The 25212-nt window shown below is 71.4% G+C and carries 28 protein-coding genes; 15 read left to right on the forward strand and 13 right to left on the reverse strand.

Features of this window, described 5'->3' with window-relative positions:
- The coding region (locus ACZ7NC_RS07710; protein WP_471485846.1) for a biotin carboxylase N-terminal domain-containing protein at positions 1-342 on the reverse strand (342 nt) is incomplete at its 3' end.
- 303 nt (positions 343-645) lie between these two features.
- Positions 646-1377: a response regulator transcription factor gene (locus ACZ7NC_RS07715; RefSeq protein WP_471485848.1), complete on the reverse strand. Its 732-nt coding sequence runs from the start codon at positions 1375-1377 to the stop codon at positions 646-648.
- Between the two features lie 359 nt (positions 1378-1736).
- Here ACZ7NC_RS07715 and ACZ7NC_RS07720 point away from each other — a divergent pair, with 359 nt between their 5' ends.
- The gene (locus tag ACZ7NC_RS07720) at positions 1737-2468 is read left to right on the forward strand and encodes a ScbR family autoregulator-binding transcription factor (protein ID WP_471485850.1); all 732 of its coding nucleotides are present in this window, start codon (positions 1737-1739) and stop codon (positions 2466-2468) included.
- Here ACZ7NC_RS07720 and ACZ7NC_RS07725 read toward each other — a convergent pair.
- The 3 genes from ACZ7NC_RS07725 to ACZ7NC_RS07735 all read right to left on the reverse strand — a co-directional run bounded on the left by ACZ7NC_RS07725 (position 2446) and on the right by ACZ7NC_RS07735 (position 5217).
- Complete coding sequence (locus ACZ7NC_RS07725; protein WP_471485852.1) at positions 2446-3234, reverse strand: SDR family oxidoreductase; 789 nt, start codon at positions 3232-3234, stop codon at positions 2446-2448. The two genes, ACZ7NC_RS07720 and ACZ7NC_RS07725, sit on opposite strands and share 23 nt — an antisense overlap.
- A gap of 66 nt (positions 3235-3300) precedes the next feature.
- Positions 3301-4242, reverse strand: coding sequence for an NAD-dependent epimerase/dehydratase family protein (locus tag ACZ7NC_RS07730; RefSeq protein ID WP_471485854.1), 942 nt, complete (start codon positions 4240-4242; stop codon positions 3301-3303).
- Positions 4243-4281: 39 nt separating this feature from the next.
- Positions 4282-5217 carry a ScbA/BarX family gamma-butyrolactone biosynthesis protein gene (locus tag ACZ7NC_RS07735; protein WP_471486270.1) on the reverse strand — a complete coding sequence of 312 codons (936 nt, stop codon included), beginning with the start codon at positions 5215-5217 and terminating at the stop codon, positions 4282-4284.
- Positions 5218-5433: 216 nt separating this feature from the next.
- Between ACZ7NC_RS07735 and ACZ7NC_RS07740 the strand changes: the two genes are divergently transcribed.
- A complete protein-coding gene (locus ACZ7NC_RS07740) occupies positions 5434-6105 on the forward strand; it encodes a ScbR family autoregulator-binding transcription factor (protein ID WP_471485856.1) in 672 nt (223 codons plus the stop codon).
- A 91-nt stretch (positions 6106-6196) separates the two neighbouring features.
- Positions 6197-7156, forward strand: coding sequence for a D-2-hydroxyacid dehydrogenase family protein (locus tag ACZ7NC_RS07745; protein ID WP_471486271.1), 960 nt, complete (start codon positions 6197-6199; stop codon positions 7154-7156).
- 9 nt (positions 7157-7165) lie between these two features.
- On the opposite strand, the gene ACZ7NC_RS07750 is transcribed toward ACZ7NC_RS07745, so the two are convergent.
- The 5 genes from ACZ7NC_RS07750 to ACZ7NC_RS07770 form a co-directional block, all read right to left on the reverse strand.
- Positions 7166-7762 (reverse strand): DUF2087 domain-containing protein, encoded by a 597-nt coding sequence (locus ACZ7NC_RS07750; protein WP_471485858.1) that lies wholly within the window; start codon positions 7760-7762, stop codon positions 7166-7168.
- A 46-nt stretch (positions 7763-7808) separates the two neighbouring features.
- A complete protein-coding gene (locus ACZ7NC_RS07755) occupies positions 7809-8669 on the reverse strand; it encodes a tyrosinase family protein (RefSeq protein ID WP_471485860.1) in 861 nt (286 codons plus the stop codon).
- Entirely contained in the window at positions 8653-9156 is a 504-nt protein-coding gene (locus ACZ7NC_RS07760) for a tyrosinase family oxidase copper chaperone (protein WP_471485862.1), read from the reverse strand. The genes ACZ7NC_RS07755 and ACZ7NC_RS07760 overlap by 17 nt, the downstream gene beginning before the upstream one ends.
- A gap of 107 nt (positions 9157-9263) precedes the next feature.
- Complete coding sequence (locus ACZ7NC_RS07765; protein ID WP_471485864.1) at positions 9264-9854, reverse strand: vitamin K epoxide reductase family protein; 591 nt, start codon at positions 9852-9854, stop codon at positions 9264-9266.
- Between the two features lie 9 nt (positions 9855-9863).
- Positions 9864-10625, reverse strand: coding sequence for a beta-glucanase (locus ACZ7NC_RS07770; RefSeq protein ID WP_471485866.1), 762 nt, complete (start codon positions 10623-10625; stop codon positions 9864-9866).
- A 216-nt stretch (positions 10626-10841) separates the two neighbouring features.
- Between ACZ7NC_RS07770 and ACZ7NC_RS07775 the strand changes: the two genes are divergently transcribed.
- From ACZ7NC_RS07775 to ACZ7NC_RS07790, 4 genes are all read left to right on the forward strand, one after another.
- Positions 10842-11237, forward strand: coding sequence for a hypothetical protein (locus tag ACZ7NC_RS07775; RefSeq protein WP_471485868.1), 396 nt, complete (start codon positions 10842-10844; stop codon positions 11235-11237).
- Positions 11238-11692: 455 nt separating this feature from the next.
- A complete protein-coding gene (locus ACZ7NC_RS07780) occupies positions 11693-12028 on the forward strand; it encodes a hypothetical protein (protein WP_471485870.1) in 336 nt (111 codons plus the stop codon).
- Positions 12029-12091: 63 nt separating this feature from the next.
- Complete coding sequence (locus ACZ7NC_RS07785) at positions 12092-12412, forward strand: hypothetical protein (protein WP_471485871.1); 321 nt, start codon at positions 12092-12094, stop codon at positions 12410-12412.
- A 63-nt stretch (positions 12413-12475) separates the two neighbouring features.
- Positions 12476-12796: a hypothetical protein gene (locus ACZ7NC_RS07790; protein ID WP_471485873.1), complete on the forward strand. Its 321-nt coding sequence runs from the start codon at positions 12476-12478 to the stop codon at positions 12794-12796.
- Positions 12797-13121: 325 nt separating this feature from the next.
- Here ACZ7NC_RS07790 and ACZ7NC_RS07795 read toward each other — a convergent pair whose 3' ends face one another.
- Both ACZ7NC_RS07795 and ACZ7NC_RS07800 read right to left on the reverse strand, forming a co-directional pair.
- The gene (locus tag ACZ7NC_RS07795) at positions 13122-13427 is read right to left on the reverse strand and encodes a hypothetical protein (RefSeq protein WP_471485875.1); all 306 of its coding nucleotides are present in this window, start codon (positions 13425-13427) and stop codon (positions 13122-13124) included.
- A gap of 123 nt (positions 13428-13550) precedes the next feature.
- Positions 13551-14114 carry a hypothetical protein gene (locus tag ACZ7NC_RS07800; protein WP_471485877.1) on the reverse strand — a complete coding sequence of 188 codons (564 nt, stop codon included), beginning with the start codon at positions 14112-14114 and terminating at the stop codon, positions 13551-13553.
- A 381-nt stretch (positions 14115-14495) separates the two neighbouring features.
- Here ACZ7NC_RS07800 and ACZ7NC_RS07805 point away from each other — a divergent pair, with 381 nt between their 5' ends.
- The 8 genes from ACZ7NC_RS07805 to ACZ7NC_RS07840 are packed head-to-tail and all read left to right on the forward strand — an operon-like array spanning position 14496 to position 23908.
- The gene (locus tag ACZ7NC_RS07805; protein WP_471485879.1) at positions 14496-15635 is read left to right on the forward strand and encodes a glycosyltransferase; all 1140 of its coding nucleotides are present in this window, start codon (positions 14496-14498) and stop codon (positions 15633-15635) included.
- Complete coding sequence (locus ACZ7NC_RS07810) at positions 15632-17095, forward strand: exopolysaccharide biosynthesis polyprenyl glycosylphosphotransferase (protein ID WP_471485881.1); 1464 nt, start codon at positions 15632-15634, stop codon at positions 17093-17095. Before ACZ7NC_RS07805 ends, ACZ7NC_RS07810 begins: the two co-directional genes overlap by 4 nt.
- A gap of 6 nt (positions 17096-17101) precedes the next feature.
- Positions 17102-18472, forward strand: a complete 1371-nt coding sequence (locus ACZ7NC_RS07815) for an O-antigen ligase family protein (RefSeq protein WP_471485883.1) — start codon at positions 17102-17104, stop codon at positions 18470-18472.
- Complete coding sequence (murJ, locus tag ACZ7NC_RS07820) at positions 18469-20175, forward strand: murein biosynthesis integral membrane protein MurJ (protein ID WP_471485885.1); 1707 nt, start codon at positions 18469-18471, stop codon at positions 20173-20175. Before ACZ7NC_RS07815 ends, murJ begins: the two co-directional genes overlap by 4 nt.
- Complete coding sequence (locus tag ACZ7NC_RS07825; RefSeq protein WP_471485887.1) at positions 20165-20956, forward strand: polysaccharide deacetylase family protein; 792 nt, start codon at positions 20165-20167, stop codon at positions 20954-20956. The genes murJ and ACZ7NC_RS07825 overlap by 11 nt, the downstream gene beginning before the upstream one ends.
- On the forward strand, positions 20953-22095 hold the full coding sequence (locus ACZ7NC_RS07830) for a glycosyltransferase (protein WP_471485889.1): 1143 nt from the start codon (positions 20953-20955) through the stop codon (positions 22093-22095). The genes ACZ7NC_RS07825 and ACZ7NC_RS07830 overlap by 4 nt, the downstream gene beginning before the upstream one ends.
- Positions 22092-22757 carry a YveK family protein gene (locus ACZ7NC_RS07835; RefSeq protein ID WP_471485890.1) on the forward strand — a complete coding sequence of 222 codons (666 nt, stop codon included), beginning with the start codon at positions 22092-22094 and terminating at the stop codon, positions 22755-22757. Before ACZ7NC_RS07830 ends, ACZ7NC_RS07835 begins: the two co-directional genes overlap by 4 nt.
- Entirely contained in the window at positions 22754-23908 is a 1155-nt protein-coding gene (locus tag ACZ7NC_RS07840) for a GNAT family N-acetyltransferase (protein WP_471485892.1), read from the forward strand. Before ACZ7NC_RS07835 ends, ACZ7NC_RS07840 begins: the two co-directional genes overlap by 4 nt.
- Here ACZ7NC_RS07840 and ACZ7NC_RS07845 read toward each other — a convergent pair.
- Positions 23868-25193, reverse strand: coding sequence for a glycoside hydrolase family 26 protein (locus tag ACZ7NC_RS07845; protein ID WP_471485894.1), 1326 nt, complete (start codon positions 25191-25193; stop codon positions 23868-23870). The genes ACZ7NC_RS07840 and ACZ7NC_RS07845 overlap by 41 nt on opposite strands.
- Positions 25194-25212 lie beyond the last annotated feature (19 nt).

The following is a 25212-nucleotide window of genomic DNA, read 5'->3' on the forward strand; positions in this document are numbered from 1 at the left end:
GAAGCCGTAACCGGGATGGATCGCGTCCGCCCCGGACTCGCGTGCCGCCTTCAGCACCTTGTCGATGTCCAGGTAACTGGTGGCCGGGGTGTCACTCCCGCTCGCCTCGCGATCTCCGCGCCGACCGCCTCTGCCGACCTGCTCTTCTGCCGGGGGTCCGGGGGTTGTCCCCCGGAATGACGCAGTACCGCCCAGGGCGAACGCCTCATCCGCGGCGCGGACATGCAATGCGTCCCGGTCCGGGTCCGCGTAGACGGCCACGCTCGCGATACCGGCGTCCCGGCAGGCCCGGGCCACGCGGACAGCGATTTCGCCACGGTTGGCGATGAGCACCTTGCGCACGACGAGCTCTCCTCATTCGTCACCGGACCGTGCCTCAAAGCCTCGCCCGCGCCCGACCGCCCCCACAAGGGCGTTCCTTTCAGGAACAGGTCAGATTCCGCAGGCCCTGTACGCCCGTGTCCGAGCAACTTCAGAAGAACGTCGGGAAATCTCAGAAGAGCGTCGGGAAATCGCAGACGAACGCCAAATTCCGCAGGTGACGCCATCATCAAGAAGGGGCACCCCCGCGTCCGGAGGTGCCCCTTTTTCGACGTCATCCTGGAGGGATCGCGAGCCTTTGCCGCTCGGCCACCCACCCTGCGCTCAACCGCCCTCCCCGCCGAAGCGGAAACCGACGCCCCGGACGGTGACGATCCAGCCACTGCCGCCGAGCTTGTTGCGGAGGCTGCTGACATGCGTGTCCACAGTCCGCCGGGACCAGGAGTCGCCCCAGATCTGATGGATGAGGCGCTTGCGGGGTATGACCGTGTCGGGGCTTGAGGCCAGCATGTACAGCAGATCGAACTCCTTGCGGGTGACGTCGACGGCGCGTCCGTGCAGGGTCACCTCGCGGGACCCCGCGTCGATCCGCAGCGGGCCATGGCTGACGACCCTGGCGGCGGGCTCCGGCGTCCGCACGCGGCGCATGACCGCGTCCATCCGCGCCATCAACTCCCGGAAGCCGTACGGCTTGACGAGGTAGTCGTCGGCACCCGCCTGGAGCCCGAGCACCCGATCGAGTTCGGATCCGCGCGCGGTGACGGCGATCACCGGGACGTCACAGGTCGATCGGATGCCTCGGCAGACCTCCAGCCCGTCCAGATCGGGCAGTTCGAGGTCGATCAGCACGAGATCGGCGTCCGCGTAGGACTGAAGCGCGTCGCCTCCGGAGGCGACGCTGTCCACTTCGTGCCCGTGCCGCTTGAGCGCACGGACCAGGGCTTCCGCCTCGACCGCGTTGTTCTCCACGACGAGAACTCGCCAGGCCGCCGCCGCCTCCTCTCGCCGGGGAGCCGGTATGTGAGGCTCCACCAGATTTGTTGAACGCTGGCTCATTAGTCCCCCTAGCTAGTCCAGCTATGTCCGATACGTTCACATTAGGAACGCTCAGAGGAAACCTACAAACCGATGCTCCGGTATGTCAATGATCCTTAGGTCCGTAGACGGCTTGCACAAATGTCGTTCAACGAAACGTCAAATCAAGTTCCACATCGCATACTTCAGCGAAACTGCAGGGAAATGAGGCCGTCTTTCCGTGACTTCGCAGGCGGGGGACGCTTTCACAGATGTCAGACACAGGCTGACAAACAGTCAAAACGGTTTGTTATGATCCACGCCCTTCCTCACCGGGACCTGAGCAGGAGGAGCACGGAAGTGAACATCAGGGAAATCACGGTGTGGGTGGGAAGCCCACGATGACCAAGCAGGAACGAGCCGTCCGCACCCGTGACGCACTGCTGCTCGCGGCCTCCCAGGAGTTCCGCCGGCACGGATACGACAGGGCGAAGTTGTCCGCCATCAGCGCCGAAGCGGGGGTCAGTTCCGGCGCGCTGCACTTCCACTTCGAGAACAAGGCGGCCCTGGCGGAGGCCCTGCGCGCCGAGGCCTCGCATGCCCTGCGCCGGGCCGCCCGCCTCGTCCACACCCGGCGCACCAGCGCGCTCCAGGCCCTGGTCGACGTCTCCCACGCCCTGGCCGATCTGCTCCGCCGCAGCGTCGTCGTACGCGCCGGTTTCGTACTCAGCTGTGAGAACGAACACGGCACAGGGCTGAATCTGCGTCAGGAGTGGCAGTGCTGTGTGCAGCAGTTGCTGGCCGAGGCCTACGACGAGCGCATGCTCGCCCAAGGGGTGCCGCAACAGCACATGGCGGGGGCGCTGGTGGCCTCGACCGTCGGGTACGAGGTGCTGGGCAGATCCAACCCGGAGTGGCTGTCCTGCTTCACCCTCACCGCCTTCTGGGAGTTGCTGCTTCCGGCCCTGGCCACTCCCCAGACGCTCACGCACCTCGACCCGGCGGGCACGGACTCGGCGTACCAGGCGTCGGCCGAGGCCATGCGCGCGCCCCGCGTCCCGGCTCCGGCCGTCCCGGTCGCTCAGGCCGCCCCCGGCATCCGGGTCACCGTCACAGGTCGGTCCCCCCGCTGACGTCGAGATACTGACCGGTGAGCCAGCGGGAGTCGTCGGAGGCCAGGAAGGCCACCACGTCCGCCACGTCGGAGGGCCTGCCGATCCGGTCGAAGACGGACCGCGCGGCCAGGGCGGCCCGCGCCTCGGGTGTCGCCCTGCGCCGGGCGTTCATGTCCGTCTCGATGAATCCGGGCCCGACGGTGTTGACGGTGATGCCACGCCCGGCGAGTTCCTTGGCCAGGCACAGCGTCATCGTGTCCAGCGCGCCCTTGGACATGGCGTACGCGACGGACTCGGGGAAGGCACGTCGTGAGGCGAGCGAGGAGATGTTGACGACCCGCCCGCCGTCGCGCATCCGCGGCAGCGCGCCCTTGACGAGGAAGAAGGGCGCCTTGGCGTTGACGGCGATCATGCGGTCGAAGACGTCGGGATCCGCCTGCCCGATCGGCCCCGAACCGCTCACCCCCGCGTTGTTCACGAGGATGTCGAGCGAGCCCGCGGTATCGGCGCCCGCTTCCGTCTGCTGCCGCACCCCGGCGTCGAAGGCCGCGAAGACGGCGTCGGCGTCGCCCGGCACCCCGAGCTCCGCCCCGACCGGGAAGGCCCGCCCGCCCCTCTCGCGTATCTCCGCGACCACTTCCAGCGCGGCGGCCTCACTCTTGCCGTAGTGGACGCCGACCAGTGCCCCGTCCCGGGCGAGCCGCTCGGCGATGCCTCTGCCGATCCCCCGGCCGGCCCCGGTGACCAGTGCGATCTTGCCCGTCAGTGCGCGTTTGGTATCCACGAAGACCCTGAGTGTCGTTGAAGGCGTACAGAGGAAGGGGGGAAGCGAACAAGGGGAGGCCGAACGTCAGCGCCCGACGAACTCCCGGTACCACGGCCCGTGTTCGGCCAGGCTCCGCGCGAACCCCGCTCCGGGATCGACGCCGGCACCGGCCCAGAAGCCGTCGTCCGCGAACCAGTGGTCCACGGTGAGCATGCCGAGGTGGTGCAGTGCGCGCGGCTGCCCGGCGAGCCGCTCTCGCGCCTCGTCGACGTCCACGGGTGCGCCCGGCAGCCGCAGGCCGAGCCGGTAGGCCACCGTGTCGAGCAGCTCCGAACAGTCCACCGGCTCCGGGTGGTTGACGTGATGCGCCCCGGCCAGCTCCCGCTCCGCCAGCCCGGCCGCGACCACCGCGCGCCCCAACGCCCGTACGTCGACGACGGAGTGCCGGGCCGCGCATCCCTTCAGCCGCGCCGACAGCACGCCCATCAGGGCGGCCAGTCCGGGCACCACCCAGCGGTCGCCGGTCCCGAGCACAAGGTGCGGACGCAGCACGACCCCGCCCGCGTCCAGCACATGCCGCTCGGCGGCGGCACGGGCCCGGCTGGTCGGCGAGGCCGGCGCGAGGGGCAACTCGCCCCGGAGCGCGCCGGTGAAGGGCCCGCGGCCGTATACGGCGGCCGTACTCACATAGACGACCCGGGCCACGCCGGCGCGGGTCGCCTCCTCGACGAGGGCGCGGGTGCCGTGGTCGTTGACGGTCTCGGTGAGCTGCGCGTCGTCGCCGATGTGGGAGGCGCAGTGCAGTACGACGTCCACGCCGTCGCACACCCCGCGCAGCGACCCCGGGTCGGCCAGGTCCCCCCGCACGACGTCCGTCGCCCGGGCATCGTCCGTCGGCAGGATCGCCGGGTCGCGCAGCAGCAGCCGGACCCGTGACGGCGTGACGCCGCTCGACTCCCGCAGGGCGGCGACGACATGACCGCCGACGAAGCCGCTGCCCCCGGTGACGAGGATGCGTGATGACAAGGTGGGGTCCTCCCTCTCGGCCGCGGCCCGCGCGCCGCGTCAGCGGTCGGTGACGGACCCGTCGAGGGGACCGTGGGGGTCGAGGTCCGGCAGGGCGGGCTGCGACGCCGCGACCGTCACGGTACAGCGGAAGACCTCGCCGTCGTCCTGGAGCCCGCGCACCCGCACCGTGGTGGGGTCGGGGTCGCCCTCGGCCGGCGCGTCGGCCTCGATCCAGCAGGGGCTGTCCAGTTCGGCGTACCGGAGGAAGACCATGTCCATGTCGGTGACCACCATCAGGCCGGGGAACAGCGAGAAGGCCGTGGCTGCCTGACGGGCCGCCTCCAGCAGCACGAAGCCCGGCACATGGTCGTTCGGTCGGCGGAACAGGGTGGGATGCGCGGTGTCGACCCTGAGCTGCCAGGCCCCCGGCCGCGGAGACGGGGCGAGTACGACGGCCGCGGGGTCCGTCCTGCCGACCGCGCCGGGCGGCAGTCCGGGCAGCAGCGGCACGGGCCGGCCGGTCAAGGACAGCCGCTCACCGCGCAGTCGGCGATAGGCCCGGTCCGAGACGCAGTCGAGCAGCCCGTCGGCGGTGGCGACGACCCGGCCCCGGCGGCGCAGCACCATCGCGCACCGCATGCCCGCCAGCCGACGCCCCCGGCGCCGTACGCCGCCGCAGCTGAGGTCGGCGACGACGCCCTCGGGCGACCGGTCGAGCAGCAGCCCGGCCGGCGCTGCCGAGTAGCGGATGCGCTGCATCACGAACCGGTCCCCGACGGGCACCGAGAACGCGGCGTGCGCCAGCAGCATCGAGGCCTGCCGCAGTATCTCCGGTATCAGCAAGGGGTCCTGGAAGCGTCCGGCCACCTCGGTGAAGAACCGGTGCCGCCGCGGCCAGCGGGCCTTGACCTGGAAGTTCGTGTCGTCCACGCGACGCCACGCGGTGGGGAACGCGTCCCGGGGATCCGAGCGGTGCACGTGCTCGCCGCTTATCTCCGTATGCCATACGGCCGTTGCGGGAACGGGCTCGACAGCTCCTGTGGTTTGCTCGTCCCGAGCGGATGCGTCAAGAGATCGCACCGGGTCCATGGCTCCCCCCGAGTCATTCGCCAGGGCGAGGTGCCCCCGCCCGCCGAGTAACCTACGTGTGATCCGGTTTTCTTTTCAATACATGAAGTGACGTGCCGCGTGCACACGGTGGAGGCACCCATGGCTCAGCAGGACCGCGCGATCAGAACCCGCCGTACGATCCTCGAGGCGGCCGCGAGGGTGTTCGGCGAGCGCGGTTACGCCTCCGCCACGGTGGAGGAGATACTCAACCGCGCCGGGGTCACCAGGGGCGCCCTGTACTTCCACTTCTCCTCCAAGGAGGAGGTCGCCCTCGGCGTGCTGGAGGCCCAACTGCCCGTCGACCGGCTCCCCGAGAGAGCCAGCAAGCTCCAGAAGCTCGTCGACCACGGCATGCTCATGGCCCATCGACTCCAGCACGATCCGCTGGTGCAGGCGGGTGTCTCCCTCGCCCTCGACCAGGGCGCACGTGAGCTGGACCGCGACGCCGCCTTCCGCGCCTGGACCGCCCACATGGAGCAGATCCTCGCCGAGGCACGGGCCCAGGGCGAGCTCCTGCCGCATGTCGACGTGGCCGAGACCGCCGAGTTCCTCAACGGCGCCTTCGCCGGCGTGCAGGCGATGAGCCAGGCCAACTGCAACCGAGCCGACCTCGGCCACCGGGTCTCCGTGCTGCTCCGCCACGTCCTGCCGAGCATCTCCACGCCCGCGATGCTGGCCGCCCTCGACCTGTCGCCGGGCCAGGGCGAGCAGGTCTTCGAGGAATACCGCGCGAACTCCCCCGAATCTGCCGCGTCCATGACGCGGAGCTAGCGGTTTGCGTACCGGTAACCAAACCGACCGGTCTGGTTGATCCCACCTTCAAGCCAGTGCGACACAGGGGAAAGGAGCCACCGTGGCCACCGTGCGGCTGCGCTGTGCTGTGCTCGACGACTTCCAGAACGCGGCGACCGAGGCCGCCGACTGGTCGCCGCTCGCGGACGACGTGGAGGTCGTCCCCTTCACCACCCACTTTCCCGACGAGGACGCCCTCGCCGCGGCCCTCGCCGACTTCGACATCGTGGTCACCCTGCGAGAACGCGTCCCCTTCCCGGCCTCGCTGATCACCCGTCTCCCCCGGCTGCGGCTGCTGATCGCCTCCGGCATGCGCAACACGGTCATCGACTACGCCGCCGCCGAGGCGCACGGCGTCACCGTCTGCGGCACGGCCAGTTCCTCCAGCCCGCCCGTCGAACTCACCTGGGCCCTGCTGCTGGGCCTCGCCCGCGGCCTCGTCCAGGAGAGCAACGCGCTGCGCACCGGCGGCCCCTGGCAGAACACGGTCGGCGCCGACCTGCACGGCCGCCGCCTCGGCCTGCTGGGCCTGGGCAAGATCGGCAGCCGGGTGGCCCATGTCGGCCTCGCCTTCGGCATGCATGTCACCGCCTGGAGCCAGAACCTCACCAAGGAGTACGCCGACGAGGTGGGCGTCCATCTGGCCGCCTCCAAGGAGGAGTTGCTGGCCGACAGCGACTTCGTCTCCGTCCACCTCGCCCTGAGCGACCGCACCCGGGGCCTGCTCGGCGCACCCGAACTCGCCCTGCTCAAGCCGACGGCGTATCTGATCAACACCTCACGCGCCGCCATCGTCGACCAGGACGCCCTGCTCACCGCCCTGCACGAGGGCCGCATCGCGGGCGCCGGCGTCGACGTCTTCGACACCGAGCCCCTCCCCGCCGACCACCCGATGCGCACGGCTCCCCGACTGCTGGCCACACCCCACCTGGGCTATGTCTCGCAGGCCAACTACGCGACGTACTACGGCCAGGCGGTGCAGAACATCCAGGCGTACCTGGCGGGTTCACCGGTACGGCGACTGCCCTGACGCCGGCCGTCAGGCGCTGTCGGCCGCCTCGGTGTGCCCGTCCTCGGCGGGCCTGCGGTAGATCCCCTCGCTCCGGTGCAGATGGTGCAGGTCCACCAGATAGCGCCGGAGCGTCACATGGTCGATGTCGTCGCTGCCCTCGCACCAGGCGCGCAGCTTCTCGTTGACCGTTCGTTCCGGATACTCGACGCCCGGCTCGAAGGTCTGCTCGGCGATGTACCGCAGCACCAGCTTCTTACGGGTCCACTGCGCGGGCAGCCTGATCAGCCGCCCGTCCCGGACGAAGGTCCGCAGCACGATGTCGCTGCGCGGGTCCCCGGAGGCCGGGCCCTCGGCGGCCCGTGAGTCGCCCTCGCGCCTCGCCGCCGCCCGTGCGTACTCCCTGAACAGGCTGTACGCGACGCCCAGTTGTCCGTCGTCCCCCGTGCTCACCACGCCCTGCTCCCGCAGCCGCCGCAGCGCCACGGCCGTCTCCTTCGGGGACAGCCCCGCCGCCCGCGCGACCTGCTCGGCGCCGCCCGCGCCCAGTGCCACGGCGGCGAAGGCACGTACGCGGCTCTCCTCGGCGAAGAGTCGGACCAGTTGTTCCGTCGGATCGGTTGCCATGCCCGGAGGCTAGTGGACACCAAGAGCGGAAGCTGAGCGATTTTTTCTACGCGTACCGGTAGATGCTGGACACGTCCTCCAGCTCGTCCGGTGTCACGTCCCACGGCGGCAGCCGCTCGTGCCGGGCGACGATCCGCCGGTACTGGTCACTGCGCTCCCCGGGCGGCGTCGCCGGCAGATAGCGGTGCCGACCGTGGCGCTGCTGCCAGCGCTGCCACTGCATGTCCACGAAGGCGTGGTGCAGCCAGAAGACGGGGTCGTTGACGGACGCGCCGCCGAGCATGGAGCCCCCGACCCAGCGGTGCACCCGGTTGTGGTTGCGCCAGGAGTCCCTGCCGCTGCCCCACCCCTCCAGCTTGTTGCGGAAGCCCTTTCGGACCGTCGAGTTCCACGGGGCGACGTCATAGACGGGATCGTCCAGCGCCTGCTTCAGCTCGGCCTTGGTGGGCAGGGAGATCGGACGGCGGGAGCGGCCGAGGTCCCGGGTGAGGAAGTCGCCCGCGAAGGCGCCCGCCCTGATGGTCCAGTTGCCCGTCGCGTGGGCGAACGGCCCGGTCATCACCCGCCGGTCGCCGGGCCGGCCGTTGCCGCCGAGCAGATCGTCGGTCCACGGCAGCGAGGTGGTGCTGCGGTCCCGCGTCCAGTCCCAGTACGGCACCGTCACCGAGTCGTCGACACGCCGCAGGGCGCCCTCCAGGTCCAGCAGGAGCATGCGGTGCCAGGGCAGGAAGGAGGGCGTCATGTGCGCGGCGCGCAGACCTCGGTTGCCGTCCCCGACGAAGTGCGCGATGTGCAGCCGTACGAACTCGTCGTACTCACCGCGCCGTTTGATCTCCAGCAGTGCCTCGACGAACCGCCGCCGCTCGGTGCGCGTCAGCTTGCTCACGTTCTTACGCACGTACACCATGCTCTGCCTCCCTGTGCGGATGCCCGCCGCCGAACGGCCCGGGAGCCAGGTCGCGCAGTCGCCCGCGGGGCCCGAGTTCGTCGACGGCCGCGCGGGTCGCCTCCAGCGGGGTCCGGTACCAGCCGTAGTGGTCGACCATGCTCAGCCAGGTGCCGTCGGCCCGGCGCATCAGGTGCAGCGGCCGCCCGTCCACGGTGACGTGCCAGGCGACGTCGAGGGCGGTGAGACCGCCGTAGGACTCCGGGGCGCCCTGGATACGGCGGCCCTGGTAGGTCTCGTCGAATGCCAGGTCGGTGTCGGCGCCGTGCCGTCCGTCGGCGGACTGTGAGGGCCGGGAGGCGGTGATGACCGGGGCGACGGCCACGGCGGCCGAGGCGAACAGCAGCCGCGCCACCTCCCGCCGCGTCCGCCCTCGCGGCTCACCGCTCACAGGGGCGGGCGCCCCCTGCCCGGCTCCCACCGACACCTCGCGTGCGCTGACGGCCATCGCTCACTCCTCGTACGGTTCGGTGTTCGTACGAGTAACAGTTCAGGGCCTCGCATGGTCACCACCGAAGCGTCCCGGGGGCCGTGTCGCCCCGGGTGCAGCAATGGTCAGCTTGTCCAGAAGTCCCACCAACGGGTCAGGATCAGCATGCCGACGATCCCGATGTGCAGCACCGGGAGCACCCAGGTGAACTCGGTGAAGAAGGCCCGCACCGGCCGTGGCGCGGGCAGGAAGCCGGCCCGCACACAGAGGGATGTCACGTACCAGAACAGCGGGATCGTCCCGAGCCAGGCCAGACAGCACCACAGGCACAGGGCGTTGATCCGGTACAGGGACTCGAACTGCAGCCAGGAGACGAACCCGACCCCGAACAGACAGCCCGCCTCGAAGGTCAGCCAGTACCAGCGCGGAAAGGCGGCACCGGCCAGCAGGGTCACACCGACGCAGATGACGATGCCGTAGGCCACCAGGCCGAGCATCGGGTTGGGGAACCCGAGGGCCTCGGCCTGGTCGCTCTCCATCACGCTGCCGCAGGACACCACGGGGTTGAGACTGCAGCCCGGGGTGAAGTCCGGGTCCTGAAGCAGCTTGAACTTGTCGAGGGTGATGACCCAGGAGGCCAGCAGCCCGGCCGCCCCGCAGAACACCAGCAGCAGGGCGAACGCCCGGCTGCTGCCCGTACGTGAGTCGGAGTCCACCGCGCGACCCTATCGACGGCGCGAAGGGCGGTAGACGCGGAGATGGCCGACGTCGAAGGTGATCGGCTCCGGGCCGTGAGGGGCGGGGTGGTGCTCGCCGGCGCTCAGCGACAGGTTCAGGACCGGATACGCCGACCAGTGCGGGCCGACGCCGGTGCCGTCGGAGAAGACGCACTCGCCGTTGACGTACCACTCGACGCACCGCGCGCCGTAGCGGGTGCCGATGGTCACCCACCGGCCCGGGGCGACGGCGTGGGCGTCGGTGAAGTACGACGCCGCGCAGTTGACGTGGTTGGACAGCTCCAGCAGGTTCGGGTTGTCCGGGTGGTACTCGAAGCTGTCGACCTCGTTCCCGCCGTCCTTCCAGGTCCACAGCGCCGGCCAGGCCCCGGCCTCGAAGGGCAGTCTGACGCGGGTCTCGACATGGTCACCGGTCCTCACCTGGAAGCCCTCGGCGGAGTACTCGGTGGTGAGCAGCCCGGTGCGCCAGGCCTGCCGCCCGTTCTCCAGGACGCGGCCGTCCGGAACGGCGGTGAAGGTGGCCACGCCGTCCGAGACGCTCACACAGGCGGGGTCGAGCCAGTCGAGCTTGTTGTCGTCCGGGTTGTGGTCGCAGTAGCGGAAGGCGCTGGTCCGGTCGCCGGTCCAGCGGGCGCCCCAGGCGAGCGGGGCGTCGAACTCCTCGGACCAGACCAGCGATCCGCCGGGGGTGCGGGGCGGTGTGAATTTGTCACCGCCGGTGATCATGTCGATGAGGGTGCCGAATTTCATATTTCCGATCATGCAGGCAGCACACCCGAACCGGAAGCACCATACGATGAATTAATTCGCGGACCAGCTGCCAATCCCTCCGAATACACCTGCACATTGCATTCTTCACCCCTGCGGCTTTCACGCGTATGGAGTAACGCGTCGCTTTTACAGGGCCGATGGACTGCTATGTTCTCCAACCGTCGGATCAGAGGTACTTTTCAAGCGAGGTGAATCATGAAGAAGGCAGTTTTCACCACTGCGGCGTTGGCGATCGGTGCGGGCCTTGTGGGCGGTTCCGCTGTCGCGGCGTCGGCCGCCACGGGGGGTTCGGGAATCTCCAGCAACCCGCTCGGGCTCATGTCCCCGACCAAGGTGACCCCGGCGGTCGTGCCGGCGGCCGATGTCGTGTCGCGGCTGGCCCGGGACGGCGGGATCGCCAAGGGCAGTGCGTTCGACAAGAAGAGCCCGGGGCAGCCGATGTCCGGCATCTACCTGGACGGCATGGACCCGGATGCCGTCAAGAAGCCCACCATTCCGGTGAAGAACCCGGCGGGCAGCGGCTCCGTCCAGGTCCGCCCGCTGAAGGCGCCGACCGCCGCCGGTCTCGGCACTCTGCTCCCCAACAAGTGACGACCCGGCAGCCTTACGAGTCGGCCGCACCGGTGAAAGCCGGGCCAGGAATTCCGAGACTCTGATCCGGTTCTGGGCAGCCGGTGACCGTCGGCAGGCTCGGACGCTGAAACAGGACCCGCAGTTCCAGCTCCGCACACGGCGGGCCCACGAGCCCACCGGCACCCCGTGAACCATCGTCCGGCCCACCGGCCCTCCCCTCGCCGGTGGGCCGGACGCATGTCGGCGACCGCGTGTCCGGGCCATCCCGGAATCCATTCGGATCGAACCGGACAAATATTTCCAAGGGCGTTCCTCAGGAATGAGAGTTAAGCCGGGTGGGCCGGATGGCCTGTTGCGTTGCGCCATCCGATGGAATCTGCCCGCGTTTGAATGTTTTCGCCGTGACTTAGGCGCGCATATACGGGTTTCCTTTTCGTAAGCGTGCGCAACCGTGAATTCAGGAAGGAACCAAGTTGCCCAAGAAGTTCGCGGTCATCACAGCCCTCGCCCTCAGCACCGTCGTTGCCGGCGCCGGCATGGCCTCTGCTGGTGAATACGGCGGCAACGGCAAGACCACCACTGTCAAGGGCGGTAGCGGCTTCTCGGCGTCGCCGGTCGTCGTGAACGCCCCTCAGCAAGGCGTTGTCATCGTCAACGGCACCCTCGTCGACGCCCGCTGCCTCGCCCCGTGGTCCAACGGATCCGTCCTTGGCGGCGTCGCCGCGCCGAACTCGAAGTACGCCGCCTGCAACACCGCCCAGGTCGAGCAGGCGCGGGGCGCCGTCTACGAGGGCGGCCTGCTCCTCTGACCTCTGCTCGGAGCGATTCGCAGCAGCTGAATCACCCAAACGCCACCCGGAAAGGCGCAACTCATGCTTAAGAAGGTTACGGCCATCTCCGCCCTCGCGGCAGGCATCGCCCTCGCGACCGGGGGCACCGCCGCGGCCGACACCAACACCACCACCGTCAAGGGCGGCAGCGGCTTCTCAGCATCCCCGGTCGTCGTGAACGCCCCTCAGCAAGGCGTTCTCGTCGTCAACGGCACCGTTGCCGACCTCCGCTGTGCACTGCCGTGGTCCAACGGAGCCGTCCTCGGCGGCACCGTGGCGCCGAACTCGAAGTACGCCGCCTGCAACACCGCCCAGGTCGAGCAGGCGCGGGGCGCCCTCCACCAGAGCGGCCTGCTCCTCTGACCCCTGCTCCGAGCGATTCGCAGCAGGTGAATCCCCCAAACGCAGCCCGGAAAGGCTCAACTCATGCGTAACAAGGTTACGGCCATCTCCGCCCTCGCCGCGGGCATCGTCCTCGCGACCGGGGGCACCGCCGCGGCCGACAGCGACACCACCACCGTCAAGGGCGGTAGCGGCTTCTCGGCGTCCCCGGTCGTCGTGAACGAACCGCAGCAGGGTATCGCCGTCGTCAACGGCGCCGTCCTCGACGCTCGCTGCCTCGCCCCGTGGTCGAACGGAGCCGTCCTCGCCGGCACCGTGGCGCCGAACTCGCACTACGCCTCCTGCAACACCGCGAAGATCGAGCAGGGGCGGAACGCCGTGAAGACCGCCGGCCTCCTCATGTAGTAGTGCTTCACACGATGGCGGTCCGCCGGAATCCCGGTGGACCGCCATCGGCGTTCGCGCACCCGTTGCCACAAGAGCTGGTTGCCCCAAAAGCCGTGGGCCCTGTCCGCATTGGAGAGCGGACAGGGCCCACAGCCATTATGGAGAGCGCCGGCAAGGAGGAAAGAGCGCCCATTCACAAGGACCAACGGAGCCACTGAACGAATGGTCACCCCGAGTCGTCCGTTCGGCCCAACGACGAAGAAAATCACACTCCGCCGCACAGACCGAAGGGCCGGCTCCGAGGAATACGGAGCCGGCCCCGATCACCGTCAGGCGGGCGAAGTCACTTGTTGAGCGGAAGACCGCCGAGCAGCCGGCCGTCGACGGGGTTCGGCAGGGTACCGCCCAGGACGGGGGTCTTCACCATGCCCGAGTCCTTCACACCCGTCTTCACCTTGTCCGCGGTGCGCTTCACATTGTTGCCCACGTAGCCCGTCGGCAGCTTGGCGGCGGTGGGGAGGCTGCGGGCGACCGTCTTACCGTTCTCGACGAGGCCGTGCCCCGACATGTCCACCGCCGAGGCGGGAACAGCGGCGCCGGCAATGGCAAGGGAGCCGGCGACCACGGCAGCAGCCTTCAGGTTCTTCATCGTGTTCCTTCCAGGTAAATCCGGTCTCGGTTCTCCTGGGCTAACGACAGGGGAAGTGCTCTGGAAACTCTGCGGCCGGAACTTCCGGGAACTCATACGAAAAGACCCGTTGTGGTTCTGATATCAGGCGGACGGCAGGCCGCTGCCGGTGAGGGTGGCGACGGAGACGTTCACGAGGGCCTCGACCACGTTGTCGGCCGTGGTGTCGACCTGCTCGGACCTGCCGGATGTGAGTGCGGCCAGCAGCGCGTCGAGCGTCTTGCCGAGGTCGCCGAGGACGTCACCCGTGACATTGGTCGGCAGGACGGTCGCCGGTGCGGTCTCCGCGGCCTCGGCGAGGGCCTCCTTCCTGGCCTCCTCGACCTCCTTCCTGGCCTCGGCGAGAGCGTCCTTCCTGGCCTGCAGGGCGTCCTTCCTCGCCTGTTCGGCTTCCTTGCGGGCCTCCTCGACCTCCTTCCTGATCTCGGCGACGGCCTCCTTGGCGGCGTCGGTGAGCTCCTTCTCCTCGGCCGCGGTGAGCGGGTCGTCGTCCGCTGCGAGCGCGCTGTTCAGCAGGCGGGTGACCGGGGTCAGTACGGTGCGCTCTGCGTCGGGAGCGGCCGCGAGCGCGGGCGCCGTCGCCGTTCCCAGAAGGAGGGCCGCGCAGAGGGTCGAAGTGACGATGTGCCGGGTGGTCGGTGCGGGCATGGAGTTCCCCTCGCGTGATTTTCGGATCGTGCGATCACCGTTAAACCGGCACGGCGCGTCCGCAACCCACGGCACTCCGAACAGACCAAGGCCGTGCCGATCGGGTGGCATACCGGAACCACACCGCACGGCGACTCCGAATGGGTGGTCCGGCACATGAATCAAGTCGGGAGCCGCTGCCGTTCCCACACTGTTGACCGGATAGAAGATAAATATGGATAAGTGGCTGGTAGTGCTAATCCGCTGAATCAGGAAGCCGGTTGCCCCTCAGACCCGCTCGAACAGACCCTCTCGAACAGGCGCGGAATCTTATATCGGGAACGCGAGCCACACATCGTGTTACTGGTTCGGACTCATTTCTTCGGAAGGGCAGCATCGGTCATGCGTATCGCGCCGCACATCCTGCACGTCGCCCAGCCCGTCGAGGGGGGTGTCGCGCGGGTCGTGACGGATCTGGTCGCGGCGCAACTCGCGGCGGGGCTGCGGGTGACCGTGGCCTGCCCGCGGGGCGGCACGCTGGCCTACGACGTGCGCGCGCTGGGCGGCCGGGTGCAGCGCTGGGACGCGACCCGGTCACCGGGGCGCCGACTCCCGGGCGAGGTACGGCGGTTGGCGCGGCTGGTGCGTGACGTACGGCCGGACGTGGTGCACGCGCACAGCGCGAAGGCGGGGCTCGCGGCCCGGCTCGCGGTGCGCGGCGCGCTGCCGACCGTGTACCAGCCGCACGCCTGGTCGTTCGAGGCCGCGGAGGGCGTCGTCGCCCGGCTGGCCCTGGGCTGGGAGCGGTTCGGCGCGCGGTGGGCGACGCGGGTGCTGTGCGTGAGCGAGGCCGAGCGGCGTACCGGGCACCGGTCCGGCATCACGGCCCGGTGGCATGTGGTCCCCAACGGTGTCGACACCGACCTGTTCCGGCCGGAGGGGGACAGCGCACGCTCCGGTGCGGGTCCGCTCGTCGTGTGCGTGGGCCGGCTGTGCCGTCAGAAGGGGCAGGACGTGCTCCTGGCGGCCTGGCCCGAGGTGGTGCGGCAGGTGGCCGGGGCCCGGCTGGTGCTGGTCGGCGACGGCCCCGAAGCGGAGCGGCTGCGCAGCGGTGCGCCGGCGTCGGTGGAGTTCGCCGGCGGGACACCCGACGTCGCCGGCTGGTACCGGGCCGCCGATGTCGTCGTACTGCCGTCCCGCTGGGAGGGCATGGCGCTCGCCCCGCTGGAGGCCATGGCGTGTGCCCGGCCGGTCCTTGTCACGGACGTGGACGGGGCGCACGAGAGCCTTCCGCCCGGTCTTCGGCCGTCCTGCCTGGTGCCGTCGGAGGATCCCGGCGCGCTGGCACAGGCACTGACCGCGCTGCTGCGGGACGAGCCGCTGCGGGCGGCGCTGGGCGCACAGGGTCGTACGCATGTGCTCCGTGCCCACGATCTGCGCAGAGCCACGGACGCAGTGACCGACCTGTACCGCGAGCTGCTCGGCCTCGACACCGCGCAGGTCGCCGGTCCCAACGAGGGCAGAAAGTGCATCACCACATGACCGCGGAAAGTACCGTTGCCTCGCCGGGGCACCAGAGGGTGCCCGGGCGCGCCGTCTCCGTCCTCGCCCCGCGCGACCCGGCCGCCGGACGCCGGGGAACGCCCGGACGGGGGCCCCGTCGTCCGCGCCGGACCTCCCGGGCACCCCTGTGGCTCGTCGACGGCGGTGCCGCCCTGCTGGGCGCCCTGGTCCTGCCCGCGCCGCACCGATACCCGCTGGTCATCGCTCTGCTGGCGCTCGGCGTGCTGGGGCTGAACCGGCGGGCCGCGCTGTACGACACCTCCGCGGTGCCCGGCGCACTCGACGAACTCCCCGCCGTCTGCGGCCGGATCGCCGTCGCCTGGGCCGCCGTCGTGGCGCTCTCCCCGCTGCGCTCGCTGCCGGTGGCCGTGCTGGTCGGCGCCGTCGCCGTGCACTGCGCGGTGGCCGGTGCGGGCCGGGCCACGGTGCATGGACTGCGGCGCCGGGCGCTGCGGCGCCGGCCCTGTCCCGCGCTGGTGGTCGGCCCGCTCTCCACGGCCCGGCTCGTCTCGGCCGCGCTGCTGCGCCAACCCGACTGCGGCGTACGGCCGGTGGGCCTTGTCGCCGACGCCTTCGAGGTCCTCGGCGGCGCCGTCGACGAGCTCGAACTGCCGGTGCTCACCACGGCGTTGGAGGCGCGGCGCGCGCTCGTCCGGAACGGGGTGCGGACGGTGCTCGTCGTGGGCGCCGCGACCCGGGTGGAGAAGGCCGCGGTGCTGCGGGAGCTGGCCGGGCACGGATGCGTGCTGTGGGAGCTGGACGCGGACTCGCCGTCGTACGGCATGGGCGGGCACCGCCGGGGGGCGGGACATCTGGCGGGGTTCTCGCGCAGGTTGCTGCGGCCGGAGGGCGGGCGGCGGTTCGGCGGGGCGGGCAAGCGGGCGCTCGATGTGGTGCTCTCCGGCTCGCTGCTGGTGCTGACGGGGCCGGTGCTGCTGGCGTGCGCGCTCGTGCTGCGGGTCATGGACGGGCCGGGCGTGGTGTTCCGGCAGGAGCGGATCGGCAAGGACGGGCGGCCGTTCACGATGCTGAAGCTGCGCACCCACCGGCCGGCCAGCGCGCACGAGGCGGCGACCCGCTGGAGCGTGGCCGACGACCAGGACATGAGCCGCTTCTGCCACTTCCTGCGCCGCACCTCGCTGGACGAGCTGCTCCAGTTGTGGAACGTCTTCCGCGGTGACATGAGCCTGGTCGGGCCCAGGCCCGAACGGCCTTACTTCGTCGCCAAGTTCAGCCAGACCCACCCCGGCTACCCGGCCCGTCACCGGATGCGGACCGGGATCACCGGGCTCGCCCAGATCCACGGGCTGCGCGGTGACACCTCGATCGAGGACCGGTGCCGCTACGACAACGCCTACATCGACAACTGGTCGCTGTGGCAGGACATCTGCATCCTGCTGCGCACGGCGGCCCAGTTCGTACGGCCGATGGGGAGCTGAGGGCCGGTGAGCACTCCCACGGCGGCTCCATCCGCTCCCCCGCTCGCGCCGCCGGAGCCCGCGCCGCGCCGGATCCGTTCCGTCCTGCCCCGCCCCTTCCTGCCCTTCCTGCCCGTGCTGCCCGTCGTAGCGGTCGTCGTCCTGCTGGGGCTGCCGGTCGCGCCGGACAGCGCCGCCGCGCCCGCCGACGCCGCGTCGGGGCTGCTCGTGCTGTGTGCCGTCGGCCACGCCGTGCTGCGGGCGCGGCGACCGCTGACGCGGACCGCGGTGCTGGTGTTCGGGCTGCCCGTGGTGGGCATCGCGGTCGCCGCCGCCGGGGCGGTGACCGCGAGTGACGCGATCACCGGACTGGCCCGCTACGTCCAGGTGTTCGTGCTCGTCCCGGTCGCCGTGCTGCTGCTGGTGCGCGACCGGCGGGGCGCCCGGCTGGTGCTCTGGTCCCTGATCGGCCTCGCGCTGTGGCAGGGCGCGATCGGTGTGAAGCAGTACCTCACCGCGACCGGGGCCTCGTACCAGGGAGCGAACATCCGAGCGGTGGGCACCTTCGGGCCGTCGGACGTGATGGGGATGGCGAACGTCGTCGCGCTCGGGATCGTGGCCGCGACCGGCCTCGCGCTCGGGGCGCGTGAGCGGCGACAGCGGGTCGTGGCGACCGTGTGCGCACTGATGCTGCTGGTCCCGCTCGCGCTGTCCTTCAGCCGGGGTGCCTGGATCGCCACGGCGGTGGCGTGCGGGGCGCAGCTGCTGCTGGTCGGGGTGCGGCGGGCGGCGAAGGTGTTCGCGGCGGCCACGGCGGTGACGGTGGTGCTGGTGGGCGGGTTCGGCGTCGGCGCCGCGGCCGTCGAGGAGCGGCTGACCAGCATCACGCAGGTCACCGACGCGCCGGACCAGTCGGTGGTGGACCGTTACACCATGTGGGCGGCGGCTGCCGACATGTGGCACGAGCACCCGGTGACCGGGGTGGGCCTGAAGGCCTTCCCCGCGCACCGGGACGGACATGCCTCGCTCGCGCTGTCGTCGGGCAGCGACACCGAGGGCGCGGGCCAGGCCTTCCGGCGCCAGCCCCTGCTCTCCCCGCACAACATGTATCTGCTGCTCCTGAGCGAGCAGGGCCTGCTGGGCCTGATCACGGTCGCGGGCAGCTGGCCGGCCCTGCTGCTGTGCGCACTGCGCCGGATGCGGCGAACCGGCGGGCACGCGCGGGCCGCCGCGCTCCCGGTCTGCGGACTGCTGGTGTGGCAGCTCGTCAACTTCTCGTACGCCGACATCGGCGGCCCCTCCACCATCCTCACCGCCGTCTGCTTCGGCCTCGCCGCCTGGTGGGCCCTGAGCGACGACGCGGCGACGGCCCCGGCGACGGAATCGGGAGCACGATGAGGTCCCGAGCGATCGGCGTGGCCGACGTCCTCCAGAAGGACGGCCGCCCCGGCACGGGCAGCCCGCTCCCGCCCAGCCGCCGCCCCGCCCGGCCGGCACCAAGGCGAACGGGCGCTCCCTCGGGCCGATTTCTCGCCCGCGCGACCCTGCTGTCCGCCGCGCTGTCGATGGCCGGGGCGCTGCTGGGGCTCGGGCGGGATCAGGCGCTCGCGCATCTCTTCGGGGCGGGGGCCGAGAGTGACGCGTTTCTGGTGGCCTGGACGGTGCCCGAGATGGCGTCGACGCTGCTGATCGAGGACGGGATGGCGTTCGTGCTGGTGCCCGCGTTCAGCGTGGCGCTGGCGCGGCGGGCGCGCGGGTCCGGCTCGCCCGACCCGGTGCGCGCCCTGGTCGCCGCCTCGCTGCCGCGGCTGTGCCTGGCCCTCGCCGGTACCGCCGCCGTGCTCGCGGCCGGGGCGCCGCTGCTGGTCCCCGTTCTCGCGCCCGGCCTGTCCGACCCGTCCCTGGCGGTGTCCTGCACCCGGCTGACCGCGACATGCGTGCTGAGTTTCGGGCTGGCGGGGTACTGCAGCGCGGCGCTGCGGGCCCACCGCAGCTATCTCGCCCCGGGCGCCATCTACATCGCGTACAACATGGCGATCATCACCACGCTGTTCGTGCTGGCCGCGCGGTGGGGCGTACGGTCCGCCGCGCTCGGTGTCGCGATCGGCGGGTGCCTCATGGTCGCCGTACAGGCGCCGTCCCTGTGGCGGCGGATCGCCGCGCGGCCCGGCCGGCCCACGTCGGCGTCCCTGCCCGAGGAGGACGGTGACGGCGGCCGGACGGTCGCGGTCGGGCTGGTGCTCGCGGTGCTGCTGTTCGCCCTGTGCCGGCAGTCGCAGGTGCTCGTCGAGCGGTACTTCGCCTCCGGGCTGCCCGACGGGGCCATCTCGCATCTCAACTACGCGCAGAAGGTCGCCCAGTTGCCGATGTCGCTGTCGATGATGATGTGTGTCGTCACCTTCCCGGTGGTGGCGCGGGCCATCGCCGAGGGCGACACCCGGCGGGCCGGGGAGCGGGTCGAGCGGGACCTGGCGCTGATCGCCTGCATCGTCCTGCTCGGCGCCGCCGTGGTCCTGGCCTGTGCCCCGCAGCTGGTCCAACTGCTGTTCCAGCGCGGTGCGTTCACCGCGCAGGACACCGCCGCCACCGCCGCCGTCATGCGGGTGTACGCGCTCGGACTGCTCGGGCAGACGCTGGTGGGGGCGCTCGTGCGGTCGTACTTCTCGACCGGCCGCACCACCTGGTTCCCGCTCGGCGCGATGGGCGCGGGCACCCTCGTCACCGTCGTCGTCAGCGCCTTGGCCGTCGACCCCTGGGGCGCCCGCGGTATCGCCGCGGCCAACGCGGCCGGCATCACGCTCACCGCGCTGCTCCTGCTGCTCGGGCTTGGGCCGCGCGCCGTGCCCGTACGCGTGCGCCGGGTCGTAGCCGAACTGGGCCGGCCGGTGCGCGCGGCCGTCTGCGCCACCGGGGCCGGACTGCTCTGCGCAGGGCTGTTCGACTCGCCCGCGTTCTCCGTCGCCGCGTGCTGTACCTGCGTGACCGTCGTCTTCCTGCTGCTGGCCTGGGTCCTCGACGCGGCGGGCGCCCGGTCCCTCCTGCTTTCCGTCACGCACTCCGTCCGTAGCTCCGTCACACGAAAGCCTCGCCATGGTCGCTGACATCACTGCCGCGCCGCGCGCGGTCGAACCCGAACCCCTACCGGTCCCCTGGGGGCGCCCGAAGCGGCAGCCCGCCGCCTGGGTGGCCATGTACCACTCCGTCTCCAACTGCCCGGACGACCCGTACAACATCACCGTCACCCCCGGGCGCCTGCAGCGGCAGTTCGCCTGGCTGGCCCGGCGCGGCCTGCGCGGGGTGAGCGTGCGCGAGCTGCTCGTGGCACGCGCCCTCGGCCGGGAGCGCGGCCTGGTGGGGCTCACCTTCGACGACGGGTACACCGACTTCGTCACCACCGCGCTGCCCGTGCTGCACCGCTGGGGCTTCACGGCGACCGTGTTCGTGCTGCCCGGGCTGCTCGACGGCGAGAACTTCTGGGAGACCACGGGCCCGCGCAAGCCGCTGCTCGACGTGGAGGGCATCCGCCTCGCCGCGGACGCGGGCATGGAGATCGCCTCGCACGGACTGACCCACGTCGATCTGACCACGGCGGACGACGAGACGCTGCACATGGAGGTCACCGAGAGCCGGCACCAGTTGGCCGGGATCGTCGACGAGGACGTCGAGGGCTTCTGCTACCCGTACGGCCATCTCGACGAACGCGCCACCGACGCCGTACGGCGGGCCGGTTACCGCTACGCCTGCGCGATCAAGCCCGGCCCGGCCGGGTCCGGCGACTTCGCGCTGCCCCGTATCCACATCGGGGAGGCGGACCACCCGGTGCGGCTGGAGCTGAAGCGACGTCTGGCCCCGCTCTGCGGCCGCGCCCTGGAGGCAGTGTGAAAGCCCTGCACATCATCACCGGACTCGGCATCGGCGGGGCGGAACTGCAGTTGCGGCTGCTGCTGCGGCACCTTCCCGCGCAGTGCGACGTGGTGACCCTGACCAATCCCGGCCCGGTCGCCGAGGGCCTGACCGCCGACGGTGTGCACGTCACCCACCTCGGGATGACCGGCAACCGCGACCTGAGTGCCCTGCCCCGCCTCACCCGGCTGATCCGCGACGGCGGCTACGACCTGGTGCACACCCACCTGTACCGGGCCTGTCTGTACGGCCGGCTCGCGGCACGGATCGCGGGAGTCCAGACCGTCGTGGCCACCGAGCACTCCATCGGCGCCACCCGGCTGGAGGGGCGACCGCAGACCGCGCGGGTGCGCGGGCTGTACCTGGCCGGGGAGCGCCTCGGCCACACCACGGTGGCCGTCTCGCCGACGGTGGCCGAACGGCTGCGGCACTGGGGTGTGCCCGGCCAGCGCATCCGCGTCATCCCGAACGGCATCGACGCGCCCCGGTTCCGCTACGACGAGGTGCTCCGCAAGGAGGCACGGGCGAAACACGGGGTGCCCGAGGACGCGTTCGTCGTCGGCGGTGTGGGGCGGCTCGCGCCGGGCAAGCGCTTCGACCTGCTGCTGCGCGCGCTGGCCCTGCTGCCCGGCGACGTATGGCTGCTGCTGGTCGGTGGTGGGCCCGAGGAGACGGTGCTGCTGCGCACCGCCCGGGATCTGGGGGTCGCTAGCCGGGTGGTGCTCGCCGGCGAACGGCCGTATCTGCCCGGGCCCCGTGACGAGGCGCCCGGCCTGATCGCCCTGCTGTCCGCGATGGACGTGCTCGTCTCGCCCTCGCCGGAGGAGTCCTTCGGGCTGGCCGTGGTGGAGGCGCTGGCGGCCGGGCTGCCCGTCCTGTACTCGAGCTGTCCCGCCGTCGAGGACCGGCCGCCGGACGCGGCGCCCGGTGCGCGGCGGGTCACGGGCGGCGCCGGGGCGTACGCACGCGAGCTGCTGCGGCTGCGGTCCGCGGGACCGGGTGAGCGGACCGTCCCGGACGTCGTACGCCACTACGACATCGCGCGCACCGCGCGGGAGCTGATGGATCTGTACACGGCCGCTCTGTCCGGCTCGGACCTGGAAGTGAGTTCCTCATGACAGACAACCCCGGTGGACGTGCCCCGCTGTCCGACCGTGCGCGCGCGAAGTGGCTGCCCCTGTGGTGGTGGCTGCCGGCCGGCGCGCTGATCGGTGCCGTGGCCGGTGGCGCCTACGGTCAGTTGAGGCCGCCGCAGTACACGGCGACCAGTTCCGTCGTCGCCGTGCCCAACGGCAGGACCGACGCCGACTGCACCGACGCGCTCGGCTTCGCTCAGGCGTACGGCCGGGTGGCCAAGCAGCTCGCGGTGCTCGGGGACGCGCAGGTGTGGGCGGGTGTGCCGGTGTCGACGATGCGCGAGAGCGTGGACGTCGCGACCTCGCCGGACGCGCCGATGGTCGCGGTCTCGGCGACCTCGTCGAGCCCCGCGGAGGCGGTCGACATCGCCAACGCCGTGTCCCGCGCGCTGCTCACCCACGCGGACCACACCAAGGACGACACCGGCATCAAGCTGGAGCGTCTCTCCCGGGCCCTGAAGCCCACCGAGCCGTCGTCCGCGTCCCCGGCGCTGACCGCACTGGTGGGCGCGAGCGCCGGCGGTCTGCTGGGCGGGCTCGCGCTGCTGGCCCGGCCGCGGCGGACCGAGGACGACGACGACACGGGCCGGGCGTCGGTACCCGGCCCGGCCAACGCCGCCGACGCCCACGGGACGCTTGGATGACGGCGACGGACGGGGCGCTGTCGGTGGAGGTGTGCACCGACGGGCACACCTTCGCCGAACTGGCCGGGGACTGGGCACGCCTGTACCGGGCGTGCCCGTCGGCGACGCCGTTCCAGAGCCACGCCTGGCTGCACTCGTGGTGGCTGTCGTACGGCAGGCCGGGCGCGCTGCGGCTCGTCCTGGTGCGCCGGGGCGGTGAACTGGTGGCGGCGGCACCGCTGATGCGGGTGAGCCGGCCGCTGCCGGCGCTGGTGCCGATCGGCGGTGGCATCACCGACTTCTGCGATGTGCTCGTCGACGAGACGGTGGGCGTACCGGGCGCCGCGGCACTGGCGGACGGTCTGGCAGACCTGGCCCGGACCGCCCTCGTCGACTTCGGCGAGGTGCGGCCGGGCGGCGCGATGGAGCGGGTCTACCTGTGCTGGCGCGGGCCGCGGCACCGCACCCGCGACTCGGTGTGCCTGGACCTGCCCGCCGTGCCGATGGGCGAGCTGGTCGGACGGCTGCCGGTGGCGCGCGCCCGGCGGATCCGCAGCAAGGTGAACCAGCTCGGCCGGCTCGGCCTCGAGTGGCGCGTGGTGCCCCACGACGAGACCGAGGCCGCGCTGCGCCGGCTCCTCGAACTGCACCGGCTGCAGTGGGAGGGCAGACGGGTCTCGGCGGAGCATCTGCGGCCGAGGTTCCTGGAGCACCTGGTCCGCGCCGCGGTCCCGCTGGCCCGGACCGGGGAGGCGGCGACGACGGAGTTCGTGCTGGAGGGTTCGGTGGTGGCGGTCAACATCACGCTGCTGTCGAGGCAGTTGGCGGGGATGTACATGTACGGCTTCCATCCGCAGCTGCGGGAGCGCAGGGTGGACGTGGCGACGATGCTGCTGCACGCGGCCACCGGGCACCTGGAGTCCCCCGAGCACCGGGTGCCCGGCCAGGTGCGGACGTTGAGCCTGCTGCGCGGCGACGAGCCGTACAAGTACCGCTGGTGTCCCGAGACGGCCGTCAACCAGCGCTTCCTGCTGGCCCGGCGCCGCACCCTCCCGCTGCTGGCGGCCGCCGTCGCCGAGGATGGCGCCCGGCGACGGGCCAAGGAGGTCCTGCGACGCCGCTCCGGCCCCGCTACGGCCGATGTCGCCCCGCCCCCTGAGGACAGACGGTGAACTCGGCGCCGCCCTGGTGCTCCAGCCACTTCTCCAGGTCGACCGGCGTGCACCGGGGCAGCTCCGAGGGCTGGGCCGTGGGCTGGGCCGTGGGCGTCCGTGAGGGGGTCGACGCCGGTTTCGGGTCCTGCTCGGGTTCCGGGTCCTCCTCGGTTTTCGGTTCCTCCTCGGGCGGCGTCGGGGCGGGGACCGACGGTCCGGGTTCCGGCTGCGGCAGGACGGGCGTGGACAGCAGCAGGCGGTACAGGGCGGAGGCGCGGGGGTTGTCGGAGCACAGCCACACGCCGTGCGGGCAGTAGTCGGTGATGGTGTTGTACAGCGGCTTGTGCTGGTCCATCCAGGCCAGCATGCGCAGCATGTACCTGATGTTGTCGCCGTTGCGGAACAGGCCCCACTCGGGATACGAGATCGGCTTGCCGTGCTTGCGCGCGAAGTCCACGTGGTGCTGGAGGCCGTAGGGCTCGGACACCTGCTCGTCGAAGCTGAGGCCGCGCGGCTGGTCGTAGGCGTCCATGCCGAGGATGTCGACGACGTCGTCGCCCGGGTAGCACTCCGGCCAGGGAATCGCGTCCATGCCGCGGCTCGGGGCGAAGTCGAACCTGAACCGCTGTCCGTCGACCGAGCGCATCACGTCGACGACGCGTCGCCAGTACCGCTTCCAGCTGTCCGGGTCGGGGCCGCAGCGGTGGGTGTAGGTGATGCCGTTCATCTCCCAGCCGAGCACGATGACCGTGTCCGGCACGCCCAGGTCGACCAGCCGCTCGGCCAGCACCTCGAAGTGCTCGTCGAACGCGCCGGCCGCGGCGCGGCGCAGCAGCTTGCGGACGGTCGCGTCGGGGAGGTTCTGCTCGTTGCGTTCCATCATCGGCACGTTGAGCACGAGCATCCGGTCGGCCTTCGCGCGCCGCCACTTGGCCCAGTCGTCGAGGAAGCCGTGCGCGCCCTCGATGTTGTCCCACAGGTCCCCCGGCAGATAGGTGTGCCCCACGCGTGGCTCCTGACCGCCCAGCCAGCGGGTGAGCTCCCGCATGCGCTTCACTCCGGTGGGCCCGTAGTGCAGATACGCGCCGAACGCGGGGCCCCGGGTGGGGGCGCCCTGTGGGGAGTGCGTGCCGCCGGGAGGTGCCGGGGTCGCCGTGGCCGCCTGCGTGGGGCGCCGCGGGTCGGGGTGGGACGCGGTGTCGGCCCCGAAGGCCGTGCCGGGGGCGAGGGCCGCCGCGGCGATCGTCAAGGCGGTGAGGAACGCCAGCCCTCTGGGGGTGGACCGGCGACGGTCGGGGGCCATGCGTCCTCCTCGGTGCGCG

This window comes from Streptomyces sp. NPDC111802 (assembly GCF_055634335.1).

Coding starts and splice junctions, on each gene's coding strand:
- ACZ7NC_RS07715 (WP_471485848.1), bottom strand. CDS start 1,377: ATGAGCCAGCGTTCAACAAATCTGGTGGAGCCTCACATACCGGCTCCC.
- ACZ7NC_RS07720 (WP_471485850.1), top strand. CDS start 1,737: ATGACCAAGCAGGAACGAGCCGTCCGCACCCGTGACGCACTGCTGCTC.
- ACZ7NC_RS07740 (WP_471485856.1), top strand. CDS start 5,434: ATGGCTCAGCAGGACCGCGCGATCAGAACCCGCCGTACGATCCTCGAG.
- ACZ7NC_RS07750 (WP_471485858.1), bottom strand. CDS start 7,762: ATGGCAACCGATCCGACGGAACAACTGGTCCGACTCTTCGCCGAGGAG.
- ACZ7NC_RS07755 (WP_471485860.1), bottom strand. CDS start 8,669: ATGGTGTACGTGCGTAAGAACGTGAGCAAGCTGACGCGCACCGAGCGG.
- ACZ7NC_RS07760 (WP_471485862.1), bottom strand. CDS start 9,156: ATGGCCGTCAGCGCACGCGAGGTGTCGGTGGGAGCCGGGCAGGGGGCG.
- ACZ7NC_RS07770 (WP_471485866.1), bottom strand. CDS start 10,625: ATGAAATTCGGCACCCTCATCGACATGATCACCGGCGGTGACAAATTC.
- ACZ7NC_RS07775 (WP_471485868.1), top strand. CDS start 10,842: ATGAAGAAGGCAGTTTTCACCACTGCGGCGTTGGCGATCGGTGCGGGC.
- ACZ7NC_RS07785 (WP_471485871.1), top strand. CDS start 12,092: ATGCTTAAGAAGGTTACGGCCATCTCCGCCCTCGCGGCAGGCATCGCC.
- ACZ7NC_RS07790 (WP_471485873.1), top strand. CDS start 12,476: ATGCGTAACAAGGTTACGGCCATCTCCGCCCTCGCCGCGGGCATCGTC.
- ACZ7NC_RS07795 (WP_471485875.1), bottom strand. CDS start 13,427: ATGAAGAACCTGAAGGCTGCTGCCGTGGTCGCCGGCTCCCTTGCCATT.
- ACZ7NC_RS07800 (WP_471485877.1), bottom strand. CDS start 14,114: ATGCCCGCACCGACCACCCGGCACATCGTCACTTCGACCCTCTGCGCG.
- ACZ7NC_RS07805 (WP_471485879.1), top strand. CDS start 14,496: ATGCGTATCGCGCCGCACATCCTGCACGTCGCCCAGCCCGTCGAGGGG.
- ACZ7NC_RS07810 (WP_471485881.1), top strand. CDS start 15,632: ATGACCGCGGAAAGTACCGTTGCCTCGCCGGGGCACCAGAGGGTGCCC.
- murJ (WP_471485885.1), top strand. CDS start 18,469: ATGAGGTCCCGAGCGATCGGCGTGGCCGACGTCCTCCAGAAGGACGGC.
- ACZ7NC_RS07825 (WP_471485887.1), top strand. CDS start 20,165: ATGGTCGCTGACATCACTGCCGCGCCGCGCGCGGTCGAACCCGAACCC.
- ACZ7NC_RS07835 (WP_471485890.1), top strand. CDS start 22,092: ATGACAGACAACCCCGGTGGACGTGCCCCGCTGTCCGACCGTGCGCGC.
- ACZ7NC_RS07840 (WP_471485892.1), top strand. CDS start 22,754: ATGACGGCGACGGACGGGGCGCTGTCGGTGGAGGTGTGCACCGACGGG.
- ACZ7NC_RS07845 (WP_471485894.1), bottom strand. CDS start 25,193: ATGGCCCCCGACCGTCGCCGGTCCACCCCCAGAGGGCTGGCGTTCCTC.